The organism is Bradyrhizobium sp. LA2.1, from assembly GCF_040547725.1.
In the GTDB taxonomy this organism is placed as follows: Bacteria; Pseudomonadota; Alphaproteobacteria; order Rhizobiales; family Xanthobacteraceae; genus Bradyrhizobium; species Bradyrhizobium barranii.
Genome location: NZ_JBEPQI010000007.1, coordinates 41253 through 56440 on the forward strand (window position 1 = coordinate 41253; position 15188 = coordinate 56440).

Here is a 15188-nt window from a genome sequence, read left to right on the forward strand (position 1 = left end):
GCGGCGCCCGGACCGGGGCGCGACAATAGCGTTTTGTTATCCCGAAACAACCTCTTGCCCCCAGCCTTTTGCATTCGGGGCGATCCGCGGGCGGCGGCGAAGATTCACGATAAGCATATTAAAATCAAATAGATATGGGCGCCCATCAAACCATTCGGACAGGCGGCTTACGCACCTCGCGAAGCGATCCCCCCCGGGAATGCCCAGCTATTTGCCTTTCTTCTTGTCCTGGAGCGCCTTCAGCGCCGCGAACGGATGGTCCTCGGGGTCCAGCGCGGTGACCTCGGCCTCGAACTTGACGCCCGGCTTGCGCGGATAGGGATCAACCGCCAGGAACAGGGCATCGGTGGCAATCCGGCCGAGATCGATGATGCCGTTCACGATTGCCTCCGGCGGATCGATCACTTCCGGCGGCTCCGCGTCGTCCTGCCCCTCCTCGATCAGGTCGGCCATCTTCCGAACCTCGGCTTCCGGGGCAAACACCAGGTCGACCTCCTCCTCGATCTCGCTCTCGATCGGATCGAGGGTGACGACGCAGATCTGGCCGATCCGGGCACGGACGTGCCCCGTAACCTGGATCCGGCCGCCGCTCTTGGGCACGACGTCGAAAGCAGCCTGGGCGGAGAGCACCTCCCGCAAGCCGCCGACCTCGGCGATGGCCTGCAGTTCGGCGGCTGAAGCCTCGAGCTTGCGGTGCAGGCCGGTGTCGGGGATCTGCGCGACGATGACGGGGGACCGCCAGGGATCGGGTCTGGATTCGGCGTTCGGTCGGCTCATCGCGTGATGTCCTCAGTGAGCGCTGGGGGATACTTGAAAGACGCGCGCAGCAGCGTGGCCTCGTCGGTCCGGCCGAGATCGGCCTCGGTGGCCCGGGCGTAGGCCGCGAGCCGCCGCGCCTGGTCCATGCCGGTCCCATTCAGGATATTCTTGCAGATGGCGGCTGCCAGCGCCTCGCCGCCGCCTTCGATGGCCTGGTCATAGGCCTGAACGCGGCCGTAAAACGCCTCGCCGAAGGCCCGCATCCGCTTCGGCACGGTCTGGTCGCCTATCCCCATCTCGCGCAGATTGTCGTCCATGTCCTCGCAGAAGCGGTCGAACAGCGCCTGCGACAGCTCATTGGCGCCTTGGCCCTGGTTGGCGCCTTGGTTGACGCCCTGGACCGTGCGCAGGCGTCGCAGCAGCAGCCAGAGATGCAGCAGCAACAGGTCGAAACGCCCGTTAACCGTATCGGGCACGCCCAAGTCGCGGTAAAATATGGGTTCTCGCGCCTGCGTCACGATCATGCCATAGATGGCTTCAATGGTGCCGCGCGGGGCTTGCCGGGGTTTCCTGAAGTGATTGAACGGCCAAACCATTGTGGGTTCCGCAAGCGGGCGTGCGCGTGTTGCAATTGCAGTCTCCGCCCGGTACTTCAGCGCCTCGCGCGACGCAAGGGGACGGAATCAGTTCCACGATGACGACAACGAACCAGACCAGCCTGCGCGCCAACAAGCCGCGCGGCCTTCATGCACGCTGGCGCGGTTTGCGCATGCTCGCGGCCGTCGCCCTGGTCGGCGCCGCCCTTGCCGGCTGCACCGGCGAGCAGTTCCAGAAGGGTTACATCCTGCCGCCCGGCGCGCTGGAGCAGATTCCGATCGGCGCGAGCCAGGACCAGGTGCTGATCGTGATGGGCACCCCCTCCACGGTCGCAACCCTCGACGGCGAGGTGTTTTACTACATCTCGCAGCGCTCGGAGCGGATGGTCGCCTTCATGAACCAGAAGGTGGTCGACCAGCGCGTCATCGCGGTCTATTTCGACAAGAACCGGCGCGTGCGCAGGCTGGCGAATTACGGCCTTCAGGACGGCAAGATCTTCGACTTCATCAGCCGGACCACGGCGACGTCGGGTCAGGAGATGAACTACCTCACGCCGCTGTTCAAGCTGCTCAGCTTTAACTGAGTCTTCAGCCTGCGGCGTCGTGCCGCCCTCCGCGCGGCGCTTGCCGTCGCGTGCGGCTTGCCGTTGCGCGCCCGGTTCCATACGCTCCCTGCAAAACAAGAAGCAGGGAGTGGATTCGTGCCCAAGACTTTGTTGTCCCGCCGTCGCGTGCTCGCCGGTGCTGCCGGCCTCTCGGCCGCAGCGATCCTGCCGCGATCGAGCCTGGCGGACTGGAAGCCCACCGAAAACGTCCGCATCATCGTGCCGGCTGCGGCCGGTGGCTCGACCGACGTCATGGGCCGGCTCCTGGCCGCGCATCTGCAGACCGCCTGGGGCCAGTCGGCGGTCGTGGAGAACCGCTCCGGCGGCGGCGGTACGATCGGCACGGCCGAGGCCGTCCGCGCCAAGGCTGACGGCCACACCATCCTGATCGGCAACCCCGGGCCGAACGCGATCGCCTACAGCATCTTCAAGAACCTCACCTACAAGCCGGACCAGCTCCAGCCGGTCTCCAACATGATCCGGATCCCGAACATCGTCTCGGCGCATCCGAAGACCGGCATCAAGTCGGTCGCCGAGCTGATCGCATATCTGAAGACCAACCCGGACAAGCTCAGCTACGCCTCGTCCGGCGTCGGACAGAGCCCTCACCTCACCGGCGCCTGGTTCCTCCAGCTCACCGGACTGAAGATGACGCACATCCCGTTCCGCGGCGCGGGCCCCGCGCTCCAGGCCGCGCTGGCCGGCGACATCCAGATCCTGTTCGACAATCTCTATCCGAGCCTGCCGCAGGTGCAGAACGGCACCCTCACCGGCCTCTGCGTCACCACGACCGACCGCAGCGACCTCGCGCCGAACCTGCCGACCATGCGCGAGAGCGCGCCGGAGCTGGCCAATTTCGACGTGTCGTCGTGGTTCTCGGTGTTCCTGCCGAAGGGTGTGCAGCCCGCCGTGCTGGAAGCGCTCAATCTTCAGGTCAAGGCGATGCTGGAGCGCGACGACATCAAGAAAAACATCTCCGCCATGGGCGCCCGCGCCGACTACGGCACGCCGCAGCAGTTCGCCGACTTCGTGGACGCCGAGACGAAGAAGTTCGCCGGCATCATCCAGAAGGAAGGCCTGCAGATGGACGTGCAGTAGGCACCACATCCGTCATTGCGAGCGCAGCGAAGCAATCCAGACTTTCGCCGCGGGAAGATTCTGGATTGCTTCGCTACGCTCGCAATGACGTGGTGAGAGCCTCCAGCCCATCAAACAAAAACCCCGCGGCTCGCGCCGCGGGGTTTTGTCATGTGTCGCTTGCGCCGTTCAGTGCGCGAGGATCGCCAGCAGCAGCAAGGCCACGATGTTGGTGATCTTGATCATCGGGTTCACGGCCGGTCCCGCCGTGTCCTTGTAGGGATCGCCGACGGTGTCGCCGGTCACCGCCGACTTGTGGGCATCACTGCCCTTGCCGCCGAAGTGACCGTCCTCGATGTACTTCTTGGCGTTGTCCCAGGCACCGCCGCCCGAGGTCATGGAGATCGCGACGAACAGGCCCGTCACGATCACGCCGAGCAACATCGCGCCCACCGCGGAGAACGCAGCCGACTTGCCGGCCGGGCCGCCACCCGCGATCGCATAGATCACGAAGTAGACGAAGATCGGCGACAGCACCGGCAGCAGCGAGGGGATGATCATCTCCTTGATCGCCGCTTTGGTCAGCAGGTCGACCGCCCTGCCGTAGTCCGGCTTGTCGGTGCCCTGCATGATGCCCGGCTTCTCGCGGAACTGCCGGCGCACCTCCTCGACGATCGCACTCGCCGCGCGGCCCACAGCCGTCATGCCCATCGCGCCGAACAGATACGGCAACAAGCCGCCGAACAGCAGGCCGACAACCACGTAGGGATTGTTGAGCGAGAAGTCCGGATTGACGCCTGCGAAGTACGGATGGTGCGCGGAGTCCGCAACGAAGAACTTGAGGTCCTGGTTGTAGGCCGCAAACAGCACGAGGGCACCGAGACCGGCGGAACCGATCGCGTAGCCCTTCGTCACCGCCTTGGTGGTGTTGCCGACCGCATCGAGCGCGTCGGTCGACTTGCGCACCTCCTTCGGCAGGCCCGCCATCTCGGCGATGCCGCCGGCGTTGTCGGTGACCGGGCCGAAGGCGTCGAGGGCGACGACCATGCCGGCCAGCGCCAGCATGGTGGCCGTCGCGATCGCGATGCCGAACAGGCCCGCCAGGCTGTAGGTGACCAGGATGCCGGCGATGATGACGATCGCGGGCAGCGCGGTCGCTTCCATCGAGACGGCGAGACCCTGGATCACGTTGGTGCCGTGACCGGTCACCGACGCCTGGGCGATCGACTTCACCGGCCGATAGTCGGTGCCGGTGTAGTATTCGGTGATCCAGATGATCAGCGCGGTGACGACGAGGCCGACGATGCCGCATTGGAACAGCGACATGCCGGTGTAGTCGACGCCGTCGAGCTTGCCGAAGCCGATCAGATAGTAGATCACGCCGGCGATGCCGATCAGCGACAGGATGCCGGTTGCGATCAGGCCCTTGTAGAGCGCGCCCATGATCGACTGGCTCGGCCCGAGCTTCACGAAGAAGGTGCCGATGATCGAGGTGATGATGCAGATGCCGCCGATGGCGAGCGGCAGCGTCATCATGTTCATGAGGATCGGCGTCTTGGCGAAGAAGATCGCCGCGAGCACCATGGTGGCGACCGCAGTCACCGCATAGGTCTCGAACAGGTCGGCAGCCATGCCGGCGCAGTCGCCCACGTTGTCACCGACGTTGTCGGCAATGGTGGCCGGGTTGCGCGGATCGTCCTCGGGGATGCCGGCCTCGACCTTGCCGACGAGGTCGCCCCCGACGTCCGCACCCTTGGTGAAGATGCCGCCGCCGAGACGGGCGAAGATCGAGATCAGCGAGGCACCGAAGCCGAGCGCCACCAGGGCGTCGACCACGAGACGGCTATCAGGCGCCAGTTTCAGCGAGTGCACCAGGAAGCCGAAATAGAGGGTCACGCCGAGCAGCGCGAGACCCGCCACCAGCATGCCCGTGATGGCGCCTGCCTTGAAGGCGAGCTCGAGGCCGCCGGCAAGCGACGTGGTCGCTGCCTGGGCGGTGCGCACATTGGCGCGAACCGAGACGTTCATGCCGATGAAGCCGGCCGCCCCCGACAGGACGGCGCCGATCAAGAAGCCGATGCCGACGTAGAGACCAAGGAAATAGACAAGCAGGACGAAGATGACGACGCCGACAATACCGATCGTCGTATACTGGCGCCGCAGATACGCCTGTGCGCCTTCAGCGACTGCGCCTGCAATTTCCTGCATGCGCGGTGACCCCGCATCCGCACTCAACACCGAAGACGTCGCCCAGATCGCGTAGACGATGGAAAGCACTCCGCAGAGCACTATCAACCATAATGCTGTCATGTGATTTTTGCCTCAGATCCTTGATGTACGTACCCCCGGCGCCTTTTGTTTTTCCGTCATGCGGTTGGCGCCCTTATGTTGAACAGGGCCGCCCCTTGCACGAAGGTGTGGCCCTGGTCGGTCACAAGCTTGCCAAAATCAAATTGAGGGTGCAACGCCGGATGAGGCCGAAAAAGCCGATCTCGGCAAGTATTTAGACCTAATCCCGAGTGCTTGGCCGCCGCTTTGGCGCAATTCCTAGAAGTGGCTGTAGGACAGGCGCTTCAAGGTCAGTTCCTGACCCTGCCCGTCCAGGAAGCGCGGCTGCTCGCGGCCCGCGACGATCGTGCCGATTGCTGTGACGGCCACGCCTGCCGCCCGCCCCGCGGAGATCAGCGCATCGCTCTCGGCTGGCGGTACCGTGCACAGCACCTCGTAATCGTCGCCGCCGGCAAGCAGCGTCTCAACACAAATAGCATTGCACGCGATCAGGCCGGCTGCAGCGGGTGACAGGGGTATGCTCGCCACGTTCACCGTGGCCGAGACGCCGGACGCCGCACAGAGTTTCGTCAGATCGCCGGCGAGCCCGTCGGAGACATCCATCGCGGCCGTCGCGTGGTCACGCACGGCCTGCGCCAGCACATTGCGCGGCTGCGGGATGCGATAGCGCGAGACCAGCATTTCCCTCGCTTGCGGTTCGGACGCGAGCGCCCCGGCTGCGGCGCCGCCTGTGAGCAGGTCGAGGCCGAGCGCGGCATCGCCGATCGTTCCCGTCACCAGGATGCGGTCGCCCGGCCGCGCGCCGGTACGGCCGACCATCCGCCCCTTCGGCACGCGGCCGAAGGCGGTGATCGAGATCATCTGCGGCCCCGGCGTCGACACCGTGTCGCCGCCGAGCAGCGGGCACACGAAGGTCCTGCTGTCCTCGCCGAGCGCGTCCGCGAACGGCCTGAGCCAGGCATCCTCCCGGCTGCGCAGCGCCAGCGTCAGCACGAAGCCGGCGGGCGCCGCGCCCTTGGCGGCGAGATCGGACAGGTTCACCCGCAGCGCCTTGCGCGCGATGGTGTCGGGCGGATCGGTTGCAAGATAATGCACGCCCTCGACGACGGCATCGGTGGTGACCACGATGTCGTCGCCGGACGGGGACAACACCGCGGCATCATCGACCAGCCCGAACGCACCGGGGTCAGTCGCCAGCGGCTTAAAATAGCGCGCGATGAGGGAGTCTTCGGCGGAGGGGTTTTGAGAGTCTGCCATCGGCCTTAGCCACACCCAATGCTGTCATCGCCCGGCTTGACCGGGCGATCCAGTACGCCGAGACGGCAGTGATGAATTACGACCGCCGCGGCGTACTGGATCACCCGCCTTCGCGGGTGATGACAGCGGAGTATGGGGCAGCCGCATCGCATCTCTTCACCGCCCTCGTGGATAACTACCCCCGCCCGAACTCATCGCCGCGGAACTGGCGGCCGATCTGGTCGAGCACGGCGTTGACCATGCCGGTCTCCTCGCGGTCGACGAAGGCATTCGCAACGTCGACATATTCTGACACGACGACGCGGCCCGGCACGTCCTTGCGATGCTGGAGCTCATAGGCCCCTGCCCGCAGCACCGCGCGCAGGATGGCCTCGATCCGCTTCAGCGGCCAGCCCTTCGACAGCGCCTCGTCGATCAGGGGATCGAGCATCTTCTGGTCGCGCACGACGCCGGAGACCACGTCGCGAAAGAAGGCCGCTTCCGCCGGCAGGTAAGTATCGCCCTCGACCTCGTTGCCGAGCCAGTGGCTCTCGAACTCGGCAAAGATGTCGTTGATGCCGGCGCCGGCGATGTCCATCTGATACAGCGCCTGCACGGCCGCGAGCCGCGCCGCACCGCGCCGGTTCGCTTTCTTCTCGGTGCCAGCCAGCGGCTTTTTGCTGTGATCGGCCATGATCAAGCCCGCGCCAGCCGGCGCTTGATGCGCAGCATTGCAAGCGCGGCGCGCGCGGCATCGCCGCCCTTGTTGAGCTCGCTGGCGCGCGCCCGCGCCCAGGCCTGCGCCTCGGTGTTGACGGTGAGGATGCCGTTGCCCAGCGGCAGCTTTCGCAAAACCGCAAGATCCATCAGCGCGCGCGAGGATTCCTGCGAGACGATCTCGAAATGGATGGTGTCGCCACGGATCACGCAGCCGAGCGCGATCACCGCGTCATAGGGCTTGCCGTTCGCCGCCGCGGCATCGATCGCGATGGCGACCGCCGCCGGGATTTCCAGCGCGCCGGGAACCGTGATGACGTCATGCGTCAGACCAGCCGCCTTCAGCTCGGTCACCGCGCCGTCCAGAAGCGCATCCTGGAGATCGTCATAGAACCGCGCCTCGACAATCAGCGCGCGTGCGCCGGAAATGTCGGTCTGGTCCTTCAGGGGTGCGCGTCGCGCGTCTGCCATCGTCTAAATCCGTTCTACAGAGGTCGGCGCTATGTAGTCGCCGGACGCATGTAAGCCAAGTTCAAAGACACTGTCATTCCGGGGCGATGCGAAGCATCGAGCCCGGAATCTCGAGATTCCCCGGTGCGCCATTGCGCACCTGTGGTCTGGTCCTTCGGACCATCCCGGAATGACGGCTCCGCCGTCACTTCATTTCCGTCAGCCGCGCGGCATAGCGGGCCATCAGGTCGACCTCGATATTGACCTCGGCGCCCGCTTTCCAGCCGCCGATCGTCGTGACCGTCAGGGTATGCGGAATGATCAGCACCGAAAAGGTCACGTCTCTCACCGTATTGACCGTCAGCGACACGCCGTCGAGCGTGATCGAGCCCTTGGTGGCGATGAAGCGCGCGAGCTCCCGCGTGGTCGAGAGCTCGAACCGCGCCATGTCGGGCAGGTCCTCGCGACTGACGAGGGTGGCGACACCGTCGGCATGGCCGGCGACGATATGGCCGCCGAGCTCGTCGCCGATCTTGAGCGCGCGCTCGAGATTGAGCCTCGTTCCGACCTTCCAGTGCTTTGCAGTTGTCAGCGCCAGCGTCTCGGCGGCGGCATCGACGTCGAACCAGGTTCTGCCGCCTTCGACGCCGGAAGCAACCACCGTCAGGCAGACGCCGTTGCAGGCGATCGAGGCGCCGTCGGCGATGGTGGTCTGATCGTAGCGGCAAGCGATGCGCAGCCTGTGCAACTGGCCCTGCGCTGTTGGCGTGAAGCCGACGATCTCGCCGATATCGGTGACAATGCCAGTGAACATTACGCGCGCTCGTAGATGGTGAGAGTATCCTTGCCGAATGTCTCGCTAGCATGAACCTTATAGGCCTGCGACTGCGTGATTTTCGACAGGGGCAATGCATCGAGCGCATCGACGCCGCCCGGGCCGACCTCTTCCGCTCCGCGGAACAGCCAGATCTCGTCGGCGAGGTCGGCCGCGACGAAGGACGCCGCGACACGGCTGCCGCCCTCGACCATCAGCCGCGTGATGCCTTTCTCCGCCAGCACATGCAGCACGGCCGAAAGATCAAGCCCGGAAGCGTTTCCTGGCGGTACGCGGATGATCTGAGCGCCGGCCGCTCCAAGCCGCGTGGCGGCGGCGGCTTCCGCAAGCTCCGAGCCGATCACCCAGAGCGGCGTCTCCCGCGCGGAACGACCAAGCTGGCTCGCGGCCGAAATGCGCAGATTCTGGTCGAGCACGACGCGTATGGGAGAACGCGCTTCCATACCCGGCAGGCGACAGTTGAGCTGCGGATCATCCGCCAGCACCGTGCCGATGCCGACCAGGATGGCGTCGCTCTGGGCGCGGAGCAGATGCACGCGATTGCGCACGGCCTCGCCAGTGATTGCAAGCGGCTTGCCGCCAGCCGCACCGATCTTGCCGTCAGGCGAGACCGCGAGCTTCAGGATCACGTGCGGGCGCTTGTCACGGATGCGGCGAAAATGCCCGGCATGGTCGAACGCGGCCTCCGCCGCGCACAGACCCACATCCACCGTGATGCCGGCGGCGCGCAAGCGCGCATGACCCTGGCCCGCGACTTCCGGATTGGGATCCTCGATCGCCGCGACCACCCGCGTGATGCCGGCGCCGATCACCGCGTCTGCGCAAGGCGGCGACTTGCCGAAATGCGAGCACGGCTCCAGCGTGACATAGAGCGTGGCGCCTCGCGCGGCCTCGCCGGCCCGCCGCAGCGCTTCGGGCTCGCCATGCGGCCGCCCGCCTGGCTGCGTCCAGCCGCGGCCGATGATGACCCCGTCCTTCACGATGACAGCGCCCACGGCAGGATTGGGCCATGTGCGCCCCTGCCCGCGCTTGCCCAGCGCCAGCGCAAGCTGCATGAAGCGGCGATCGGCGTCCTTGGACTCGCGGGCCTTCTGCGCGAACTGATCCTCCAGGATCCGGAAGATCATTTGCGGATCGCGGCGAGCCGCGCTTCCTCCTCACCGGAGAGCTCGCCGAGCACATCGGCGAAATCCTTGGCCTCGCGGAAATTGCGATAGACCGAGGCAAAGCGCACATAGGCGACGTCGTCGAGCGTGCGCAGATGCTCCATCACGGTCTCGCCGATCACCTCGGAGGAGATCTCGGCCTCGCCACCGGTCTCGAGCTCACGGACGATGGTGGAGACCATCTTCTCGACCCGCTCCGGCTCGACCTGCCGCTTGCGCAAGGAGATCGACACCGAGCGCATCAGCTTGTCGCGGTCGAACGGCACGCGGCGGCCGTTGCGCTTGATCACCGTGAGCTCGCGCAACTGCACGCGCTCGAAAGTGGTGAAGCGGAAATTGCAGGCGACGCACACGCGCCGCCTGCGAATCACGGAAGAATCCTCGGTCGGACGCGAGTCCTTTACCTGCGTATCGAGACTGTTGCAGTTCGGGCAGCGCATCCGTTTACCCTAGGCTTTACTGATAGATCGGGAACCGATCGGTGAGCGCCTTGACCCGCTCCTTGATCGCGGCTTCGACCAGCGGCGCCTTGCCGTCGTCGGACTGCGCGATCGCGTTGAGGACCTCGGCGATCATGCCGCCGACCTGCTGGAACTCGGCGACGCCGAAACCGCGGGTCGTCGCCGCCGGGGTGCCGAGACGCAGGCCCGAGGTAACGAAGGGTTTTTCGGGGTCGAACGGAATGCCGTTCTTGTTGCAGGTGATGGCGGCGCGGACCAGCGCCTTCTCCGAGACGTTGCCCTTCAGGCCCTTCGGCCTGAGGTCGACCAGCATCAGATGGTTATCGGTGCCGCCGGAGACAATATCGAACCCGTGGCTCTTCATCGCCTCGGCCAGCGCCTTGGCGTTCTCGACGACGTTCTTCGCATAGATCTTGAAGTCCGGACGCAGCGCTTCGCCAAAGGCGACCGCCTTCGCCGCGATCACATGCATCAGGGGCCCACCCTGCAGGCCCGGGAAGATCGCCGAGTTGAGCTTCTTGGCGAGCGCCTCGTCGTTCGAGAGGATCAGGCCACCGCGCGGACCGCGCAGCGACTTGTGAGTCGTCGTGGTGGTGACGTGGGCATACGGCACGGGCGAGGCATGCACGCCGCCGGCGACGAGACCGGCGAAGTGCGCCATGTCGACCAGGAGGTACGCGCCGACGCTGTCCGCGATCTCGCGGAAACGCTTGAAGTCCCAGGCGCGCGAATAGGCCGAGCCGCCGGCGACGATCAGCTTGGGCTTGACCTCTTCGGCCTGCTTGGCGACCGCGTCCATGTCGATGATCTGGTCCTCGCGGCGCACGGTGTAGTGCGCGGCCTTGAACCACTTGCCGCTCATATTGACGGGCGAGCCGTGGGTGAGATGGCCGCCGGCCGCGAGGTCGAGGCCCATGAAGGTGTCGCCGGGCTGCAGCAGCGCCAGGAACACCGCCTGGTTCATCTGGCTGCCGGAGTTCGGCTGCACGTTGGCGAAGTTGGCGCCGAACAGCTTCTTGGCGCGATCGATCGCGAGGTTCTCGGCGACGTCGACCCACTCACAACCGCCATAGTAGCGCGCGCCCGGATAACCCTCTGCGTACTTGTTGGTCATCACCGAACCCTGCGCTTCCAGCACGGCACGGCTGACGATGTTCTCGGAGGCGATCAGCTCGACCTCATGGCGCTGCCGGCCGAGCTCGCCCTTGATGGCGGCGGCGATTTCCGGGTCGGCCTGGTCGAGCGAGGCGGTGAAAAACGAGTCGGGCGCGGAGGCGGTTCTGGCTGAGGTCATCTTGCGAATATCTCCACCGCCGCAGCCTTTTGGCGGGCTACGGGCGGTCTGGTGTGGCGATCGGAAGCGGCGAGCGCGATCTACCACATCACCCGCCCCCGGCCAAGTATTTGCGGGTCGGGGCTGATATTTATGCAAGATATGGTGGGGATTGAAGGATCCGGGCGAGAGGACGGCTCCTTGAACCGTCCGCCCCGATCAGTCCTGAAGGGTCCGATTTGGACCTTAAAATCCGTGCCGACGCGGGCCGGACCTGCCCCCTATAGCCCGGTATACCCCGCCTTCACGGGATCGACGCTGCCGTCGAGCTGGCGCAGATAGGTCAGTCCGCACACCGTCAACCTGTGGGTGTCCTTCTCGCCAGCTTCCATCAACGTATTGAGATAGTTCGTGACCTTGGCCCGCGCCTCCGCGCTCGCCGCGGACGTGCGGTTCGCGAGCAGGTCATAGGTCTGCATGATGCGGTCGATGGCAGCTTCCATGTCACCCTCTGGTTCTGTCGAATTTTGGGAGTTTTGATCAGGCAACCGCGCGGGCGCCGGACTGGGCCTCGAACCGGCCAATGGCCTTGTTGGCGAGCCTGATCTTGTTCAATTCGCCGTGCTGGAGCAGCTTGATGATGATCTCGAGCAGGCTTTCGTTGGTGACCAGCGTGTCGGGAATCGCGCCGGAGCGGCGGAGGTAATTCGCTGCGATGGCATAGGCGTCGCTCACGAGTTCGACGTTCATTGCCTGAAGCCCGCGCTCGACCAGCATCGCATCCTCCGATCCGCAGTAACAACTGCGGTGCGGGGAACTGGTTCCGCCCGGCCGGGTAATTATTTCGCAGTCGCGAAACGACAAAACGCACCGGTCCGGGCAGAGCCGGGCCGGCGCGCTTGGGGAGGTCAGGCACGTTCGGGAGGCTTGCCGGTCTTGTTATGGGCCGGCTTGGCCAAGTCCCGTCGTAAAGAACTCAGAGACGATACAGGATCTGGTCGGTCCAGAACCGCTCGAGGCGGTGCAGCGACTTGTTGAGGGTCGAGAACTCCTCGCCCGAGATGCCGCCGACCTGCTCCACCGTCTTGACGTGCTTCTGGTAGAGGGAGTCGACGATGCGGCGGACTTCCTGGCCCTGCGGGGTCAGGCGGATGCGCACCGAGCGGCGATCAACGCGCGAGCGCTGATGATCGAGGAAGCCGAGCTCGACGAGCTTCTTCAGATTGTAGGAGACGTTGGAGCCGAGATAGTAACCGCGCGTGCGCAGCTCGCCCGCGGTCAGCTCCTTGTCGCCGATGTTGTAGAGCAGGAGCGCCTGGACCGAGTTGATGTCCGCACGGCCGCGGCGATCGAATTCATCCTTGATGACGTCGAGGAGCCGGCGATGCAGCCGCTCCACCAGAGTCAAAGCTTCCAGATAGAGCGACTGCACCGAACCCTGCTGGCCGGAGACGCGCTCTGCGGTATCTGCCGCAGTTGCGACGGCTTTCATCATGACACTTCCCCTGTTGTCGTTTTTATCGACACTCATTCGACGAAACTTGTGCTCCGTCTGATAGGTGCAACTTAAGGGGGGCGTTTGAAGATCGGCTTAAATAAGAGAATAAAGAGATCATGAATTTAAGACAGTGAATTGCGGATTAAGCCTGTGTCACAAGGGCTTTTCGCAACCGTCTGTTGACCCTCGCAAGGTCCTGTTCACCCTCCGTCCGCCACCTCTGTCGCATTCCAGTACAGGGCCGCCCCGTTTCGAAACGGGCGCGTAAGAGCTGTGGCGGAACGCACGGAGTCAATGAAAAGTTACCTCGAATTTTAGGCAACCAACGGTCAACCAAGCCACGACTTCGGAAATGCCGCTCTCGTGTCCCGGACAAGCGCAGCGAAGCGGAGCGCAGAGCCGGGACCCAGAAGCCGCAAACGAGATCGTGGAGAGCTGGGCCCCGGCTCAGCAGCGCATCACTGCGTGCTGCGCTGCGTCCGGGGCACGAGAGAGTGTGCGTTGAAATCGCAAGCGCGCTACGGCGGCCGCTCGCGCGCGGCCATCCAGGCGAGCGCGAGATAGGCGGCCAGCATGAAGGCTTCGACACCGACGACGATCAGGCTGCCGCCGTAGATGCCCGGGAACATCAGTTCGATCACCGCCATCGACACCACGGTCGTCAGCCACACCACCGCGCCCCAGGGCGTCGCGAGCCAGAGGCCGACCGCGGCAACGAGCTCGATCACGGCGAAATAGACCGTGGCGGCCTGCCAGGCCATCGACTGGTTCTCGAACGCCTCGTCCTCGCCGCCGACGAAGCCTGTGACCTGGGCCCAGTGATAGAGGCCCTTCAGAATCGACAGCAGCGCCATCACTCGCAGGAACAGCACGAGCCGGCGCGTCCAGACATTGTCGTCGGACTCGGAGCGCTCCGACGAGATCGCCGCCACCGACATCGCATTGTCTCTGGCGTTGTCTCTGGCGGCGTCCCTGGCACTGGCGCCGTCGCGGGCCGCATCGCGGGTGGAGATTTCGGACATGGTCCCCTTCTGGCTGCTTCGCCCCGCAAAATCAATCGGCTGCCCGAGTGACTTCAATTTTGCCTTGCGGCAGGTCAAGCCGCGGTGGCGGGAACCATGCGAGCTGGTATAAGAATAATTCCAGCCGGAGGAAGAATGATGGCGATCAAATACGGACGTCCGATCGAATTGCGCGAGGTTTCGCGCCGGGATGGCGCCAGTGCCTCCCCTGCCCTCGATCTGACCGTCCGCCCGCGCCGCAACCGGAAGGCCGAATGGGCCCGGCGCATGGTGCGCGAGAACGTGCTCACCACCGACGATTTGATCTGGCCGCTGTTCCTGATCGACGGTGACAACAAGCGCGAGCAGATCGCCTCGATGCCGGGCGTCGACCGCCTCAGCGTCGACCAGGCCGTGCGCGAGGCCGAGCGCGCCATGAAGCTCACCATCCCCTGCCTCGCGCTGTTTCCCTACACCGACCCGTCCCTGCGCGACGAGGAAGGCTCCGAAGCGACCAATCCGAACAACCTGGTCTGCCAGGCGGTGCGCGCGATCAAGAAGGAGTTTCCCGACATCGGCATCCTCTGCGACGTCGCGCTCGATCCCTTCACCAGCCACGGCCATGACGGCCTGATCTCCGACGGCAAGATTTTGAACGACGAGACGGTCGCGGTGCTGGTGCGTCAGGCGCTGGTCCAGGCCGAAGCCGGCTGCGACATCATCGCGCCCTCCGACATGATGGACGGCCGCGTCGCCGCGATCCGCGAGGGGCTGGACCGCTCTGGCCTGCTCGACGTGCAGATCATGGCCTATGCGGCCAAGTACGCCTCCGCCTTCTACGGCCCGTTCCGCGACGCCATCGGTTCGGCCAAGACGCTCACCGGCGACAAGCGCACCTACCAGATGGACAGCGCCAACACCGACGAGGCGCTGCGCGAGGTCGATCTCGACATCTCCGAGGGCGCCGACATGGTGATGGTGAAGCCCGGCATGCCCTATCTCGACGTGGTCCGGCGCGTGAAGGACACCTTTGCGATGCCGACCTTCGCCTACCAGGTCTCCGGCGAATACGCGATGATCGCAGCGGCCGCCAACAATGGCTGGCTCGACGGCGAGCGCGCGATGATGGAGAGCCTGTTGGCGTTCAAGCGCGCCGGCGCCGACGGCGTGCTCAGCTATTTTGCGCCGAAGGTGGCGGAGAAGCTGCGAAGCCAAACGTAAGGTA

General features: G+C 65.1%; 17 protein-coding genes. 3 read left to right on the forward strand and 14 right to left on the reverse strand.

All coding sequences use genetic code 11. The annotated features are described in order from the left end of the window. Positions 1-207 precede the first annotated feature (207 nt). The gene (locus ABIB95_RS14970) at positions 208-777 is read right to left on the reverse strand and encodes a YceD family protein (RefSeq protein WP_354240304.1); all 570 of its coding nucleotides are present in this window, start codon (positions 775-777) and stop codon (positions 208-210) included. After that, positions 774-1355 (reverse strand): ubiquinol-cytochrome C chaperone family protein, encoded by a 582-nt coding sequence (locus ABIB95_RS14975; protein WP_354240306.1) that lies wholly within the window; start codon positions 1353-1355, stop codon positions 774-776. The genes ABIB95_RS14970 and ABIB95_RS14975 overlap by 4 nt, the downstream gene beginning before the upstream one ends. Before the next feature lie 98 nt (positions 1356-1453). On the opposite strand from ABIB95_RS14975, the gene ABIB95_RS14980 reads away from it, so the two are divergent. Further along, entirely contained in the window at positions 1454-1939 is a 486-nt protein-coding gene (locus ABIB95_RS14980) for an outer membrane protein assembly factor BamE (protein WP_354240308.1), read from the forward strand. 117 nt (positions 1940-2056) lie between these two features. Beyond that, entirely contained in the window at positions 2057-3058 is a 1002-nt protein-coding gene (locus ABIB95_RS14985) for a Bug family tripartite tricarboxylate transporter substrate binding protein (RefSeq protein ID WP_354240310.1), read from the forward strand. 168 nt (positions 3059-3226) lie between these two features. On the opposite strand, the gene ABIB95_RS14990 is transcribed toward ABIB95_RS14985, so the two are convergent. The 12 genes from ABIB95_RS14990 to ABIB95_RS15045 all read right to left on the reverse strand — a co-directional run bounded on the left by ABIB95_RS14990 (position 3227) and on the right by ABIB95_RS15045 (position 13984). Further along, positions 3227-5347: a sodium-translocating pyrophosphatase gene (locus ABIB95_RS14990; protein WP_063982858.1), complete on the reverse strand. Its 2121-nt coding sequence runs from the start codon at positions 5345-5347 to the stop codon at positions 3227-3229. 237 nt (positions 5348-5584) lie between these two features. Beyond that, a complete protein-coding gene (gene thiL, locus ABIB95_RS14995) occupies positions 5585-6583 on the reverse strand; it encodes a thiamine-phosphate kinase (RefSeq protein WP_354240312.1) in 999 nt (332 codons plus the stop codon). Between the two features lie 175 nt (positions 6584-6758). Next, positions 6759-7256 carry a transcription antitermination factor NusB gene (gene nusB / locus ABIB95_RS15000; RefSeq protein ID WP_354240314.1) on the reverse strand — a complete coding sequence of 166 codons (498 nt, stop codon included), beginning with the start codon at positions 7254-7256 and terminating at the stop codon, positions 6759-6761. A gap of 2 nt (positions 7257-7258) precedes the next feature. Next, on the reverse strand, positions 7259-7750 hold the full coding sequence (gene ribH, locus ABIB95_RS15005) for a 6,7-dimethyl-8-ribityllumazine synthase (protein WP_063982854.1): 492 nt from the start codon (positions 7748-7750) through the stop codon (positions 7259-7261). A gap of 184 nt (positions 7751-7934) precedes the next feature. Beyond that, positions 7935-8543 carry a riboflavin synthase gene (locus ABIB95_RS15010; RefSeq protein ID WP_085399860.1) on the reverse strand — a complete coding sequence of 203 codons (609 nt, stop codon included), beginning with the start codon at positions 8541-8543 and terminating at the stop codon, positions 7935-7937. Further along, the gene (gene ribD, locus ABIB95_RS15015; RefSeq protein ID WP_354240316.1) at positions 8543-9691 is read right to left on the reverse strand and encodes a bifunctional diaminohydroxyphosphoribosylaminopyrimidine deaminase/5-amino-6-(5-phosphoribosylamino)uracil reductase RibD; all 1149 of its coding nucleotides are present in this window, start codon (positions 9689-9691) and stop codon (positions 8543-8545) included. The genes ABIB95_RS15010 and ribD overlap by 1 nt, the downstream gene beginning before the upstream one ends. Then, positions 9688-10170 carry a transcriptional regulator NrdR gene (gene nrdR, locus ABIB95_RS15020; RefSeq protein ID WP_007603426.1) on the reverse strand — a complete coding sequence of 161 codons (483 nt, stop codon included), beginning with the start codon at positions 10168-10170 and terminating at the stop codon, positions 9688-9690. Before nrdR ends, ribD begins: the two co-directional genes overlap by 4 nt. Positions 10171-10186: 16 nt before the next feature. Next, on the reverse strand, positions 10187-11485 hold the full coding sequence (glyA, locus tag ABIB95_RS15025; protein WP_028152497.1) for a serine hydroxymethyltransferase: 1299 nt from the start codon (positions 11483-11485) through the stop codon (positions 10187-10189). Positions 11486-11745: 260 nt separating this feature from the next. Further along, positions 11746-11967 (reverse strand): hypothetical protein, encoded by a 222-nt coding sequence (locus tag ABIB95_RS15030; protein ID WP_008131709.1) that lies wholly within the window; start codon positions 11965-11967, stop codon positions 11746-11748. Between the two features lie 37 nt (positions 11968-12004). Further along, on the reverse strand, positions 12005-12241 hold the full coding sequence (locus ABIB95_RS15035) for a hypothetical protein (protein WP_028152498.1): 237 nt from the start codon (positions 12239-12241) through the stop codon (positions 12005-12007). A gap of 199 nt (positions 12242-12440) precedes the next feature. Next, on the reverse strand, positions 12441-12959 hold the full coding sequence (gene ldtR, locus ABIB95_RS15040; protein ID WP_011087797.1) for a transcriptional regulator LdtR: 519 nt from the start codon (positions 12957-12959) through the stop codon (positions 12441-12443). A 521-nt stretch (positions 12960-13480) separates the two neighbouring features. Next, positions 13481-13984, reverse strand: coding sequence for a DUF6163 family protein (locus ABIB95_RS15045; RefSeq protein ID WP_354240318.1), 504 nt, complete (start codon positions 13982-13984; stop codon positions 13481-13483). A 138-nt stretch (positions 13985-14122) separates the two neighbouring features. Here ABIB95_RS15045 and hemB point away from each other — a divergent pair, with 138 nt between their 5' ends. Continuing rightward, positions 14123-15184 carry a porphobilinogen synthase gene (hemB, locus tag ABIB95_RS15050; protein ID WP_247302108.1) on the forward strand — a complete coding sequence of 354 codons (1062 nt, stop codon included), beginning with the start codon at positions 14123-14125 and terminating at the stop codon, positions 15182-15184. Positions 15185-15188 lie beyond the last annotated feature (4 nt).

What these genes read in the sequence shown, in the direction of transcription:
- glyA (WP_028152497.1), bottom strand. Translation starts at nt 11,485, where the DNA reads ATGACCTCAGCCAGAACCGCCTCCGCGCCCGACTCGTTTTTCACCGCC.
- ABIB95_RS14975 (WP_354240306.1), bottom strand. Translation starts at nt 1,355, where the DNA reads ATGGTTTGGCCGTTCAATCACTTCAGGAAACCCCGGCAAGCCCCGCGC.
- nrdR (WP_007603426.1), bottom strand. Translation starts at nt 10,170, where the DNA reads ATGCGCTGCCCGAACTGCAACAGTCTCGATACGCAGGTAAAGGACTCG.
- hemB (WP_247302108.1), top strand. Translation starts at nt 14,123, where the DNA reads ATGGCGATCAAATACGGACGTCCGATCGAATTGCGCGAGGTTTCGCGC.
- ABIB95_RS15045 (WP_354240318.1), bottom strand. Translation starts at nt 13,984, where the DNA reads ATGTCCGAAATCTCCACCCGCGATGCGGCCCGCGACGGCGCCAGTGCC.
- ldtR (WP_011087797.1), bottom strand. Translation starts at nt 12,959, where the DNA reads ATGATGAAAGCCGTCGCAACTGCGGCAGATACCGCAGAGCGCGTCTCC.
- ribH (WP_063982854.1), bottom strand. Translation starts at nt 7,750, where the DNA reads ATGGCAGACGCGCGACGCGCACCCCTGAAGGACCAGACCGACATTTCC.
- nusB (WP_354240314.1), bottom strand. Translation starts at nt 7,256, where the DNA reads ATGGCCGATCACAGCAAAAAGCCGCTGGCTGGCACCGAGAAGAAAGCG.
- ABIB95_RS15030 (WP_008131709.1), bottom strand. Translation starts at nt 11,967, where the DNA reads ATGGAAGCTGCCATCGACCGCATCATGCAGACCTATGACCTGCTCGCG.
- ribD (WP_354240316.1), bottom strand. Translation starts at nt 9,691, where the DNA reads ATGATCTTCCGGATCCTGGAGGATCAGTTCGCGCAGAAGGCCCGCGAG.
- thiL (WP_354240312.1), bottom strand. Translation starts at nt 6,583, where the DNA reads ATGGCAGACTCTCAAAACCCCTCCGCCGAAGACTCCCTCATCGCGCGC.
- ABIB95_RS15035 (WP_028152498.1), bottom strand. Translation starts at nt 12,241, where the DNA reads ATGCTGGTCGAGCGCGGGCTTCAGGCAATGAACGTCGAACTCGTGAGC.
- ABIB95_RS14980 (WP_354240308.1), top strand. Translation starts at nt 1,454, where the DNA reads ATGACGACAACGAACCAGACCAGCCTGCGCGCCAACAAGCCGCGCGGC.
- ABIB95_RS15010 (WP_085399860.1), bottom strand. Translation starts at nt 8,543, where the DNA reads ATGTTCACTGGCATTGTCACCGATATCGGCGAGATCGTCGGCTTCACG.
- ABIB95_RS14970 (WP_354240304.1), bottom strand. Translation starts at nt 777, where the DNA reads ATGAGCCGACCGAACGCCGAATCCAGACCCGATCCCTGGCGGTCCCCC.
- ABIB95_RS14990 (WP_063982858.1), bottom strand. Translation starts at nt 5,347, where the DNA reads ATGACAGCATTATGGTTGATAGTGCTCTGCGGAGTGCTTTCCATCGTC.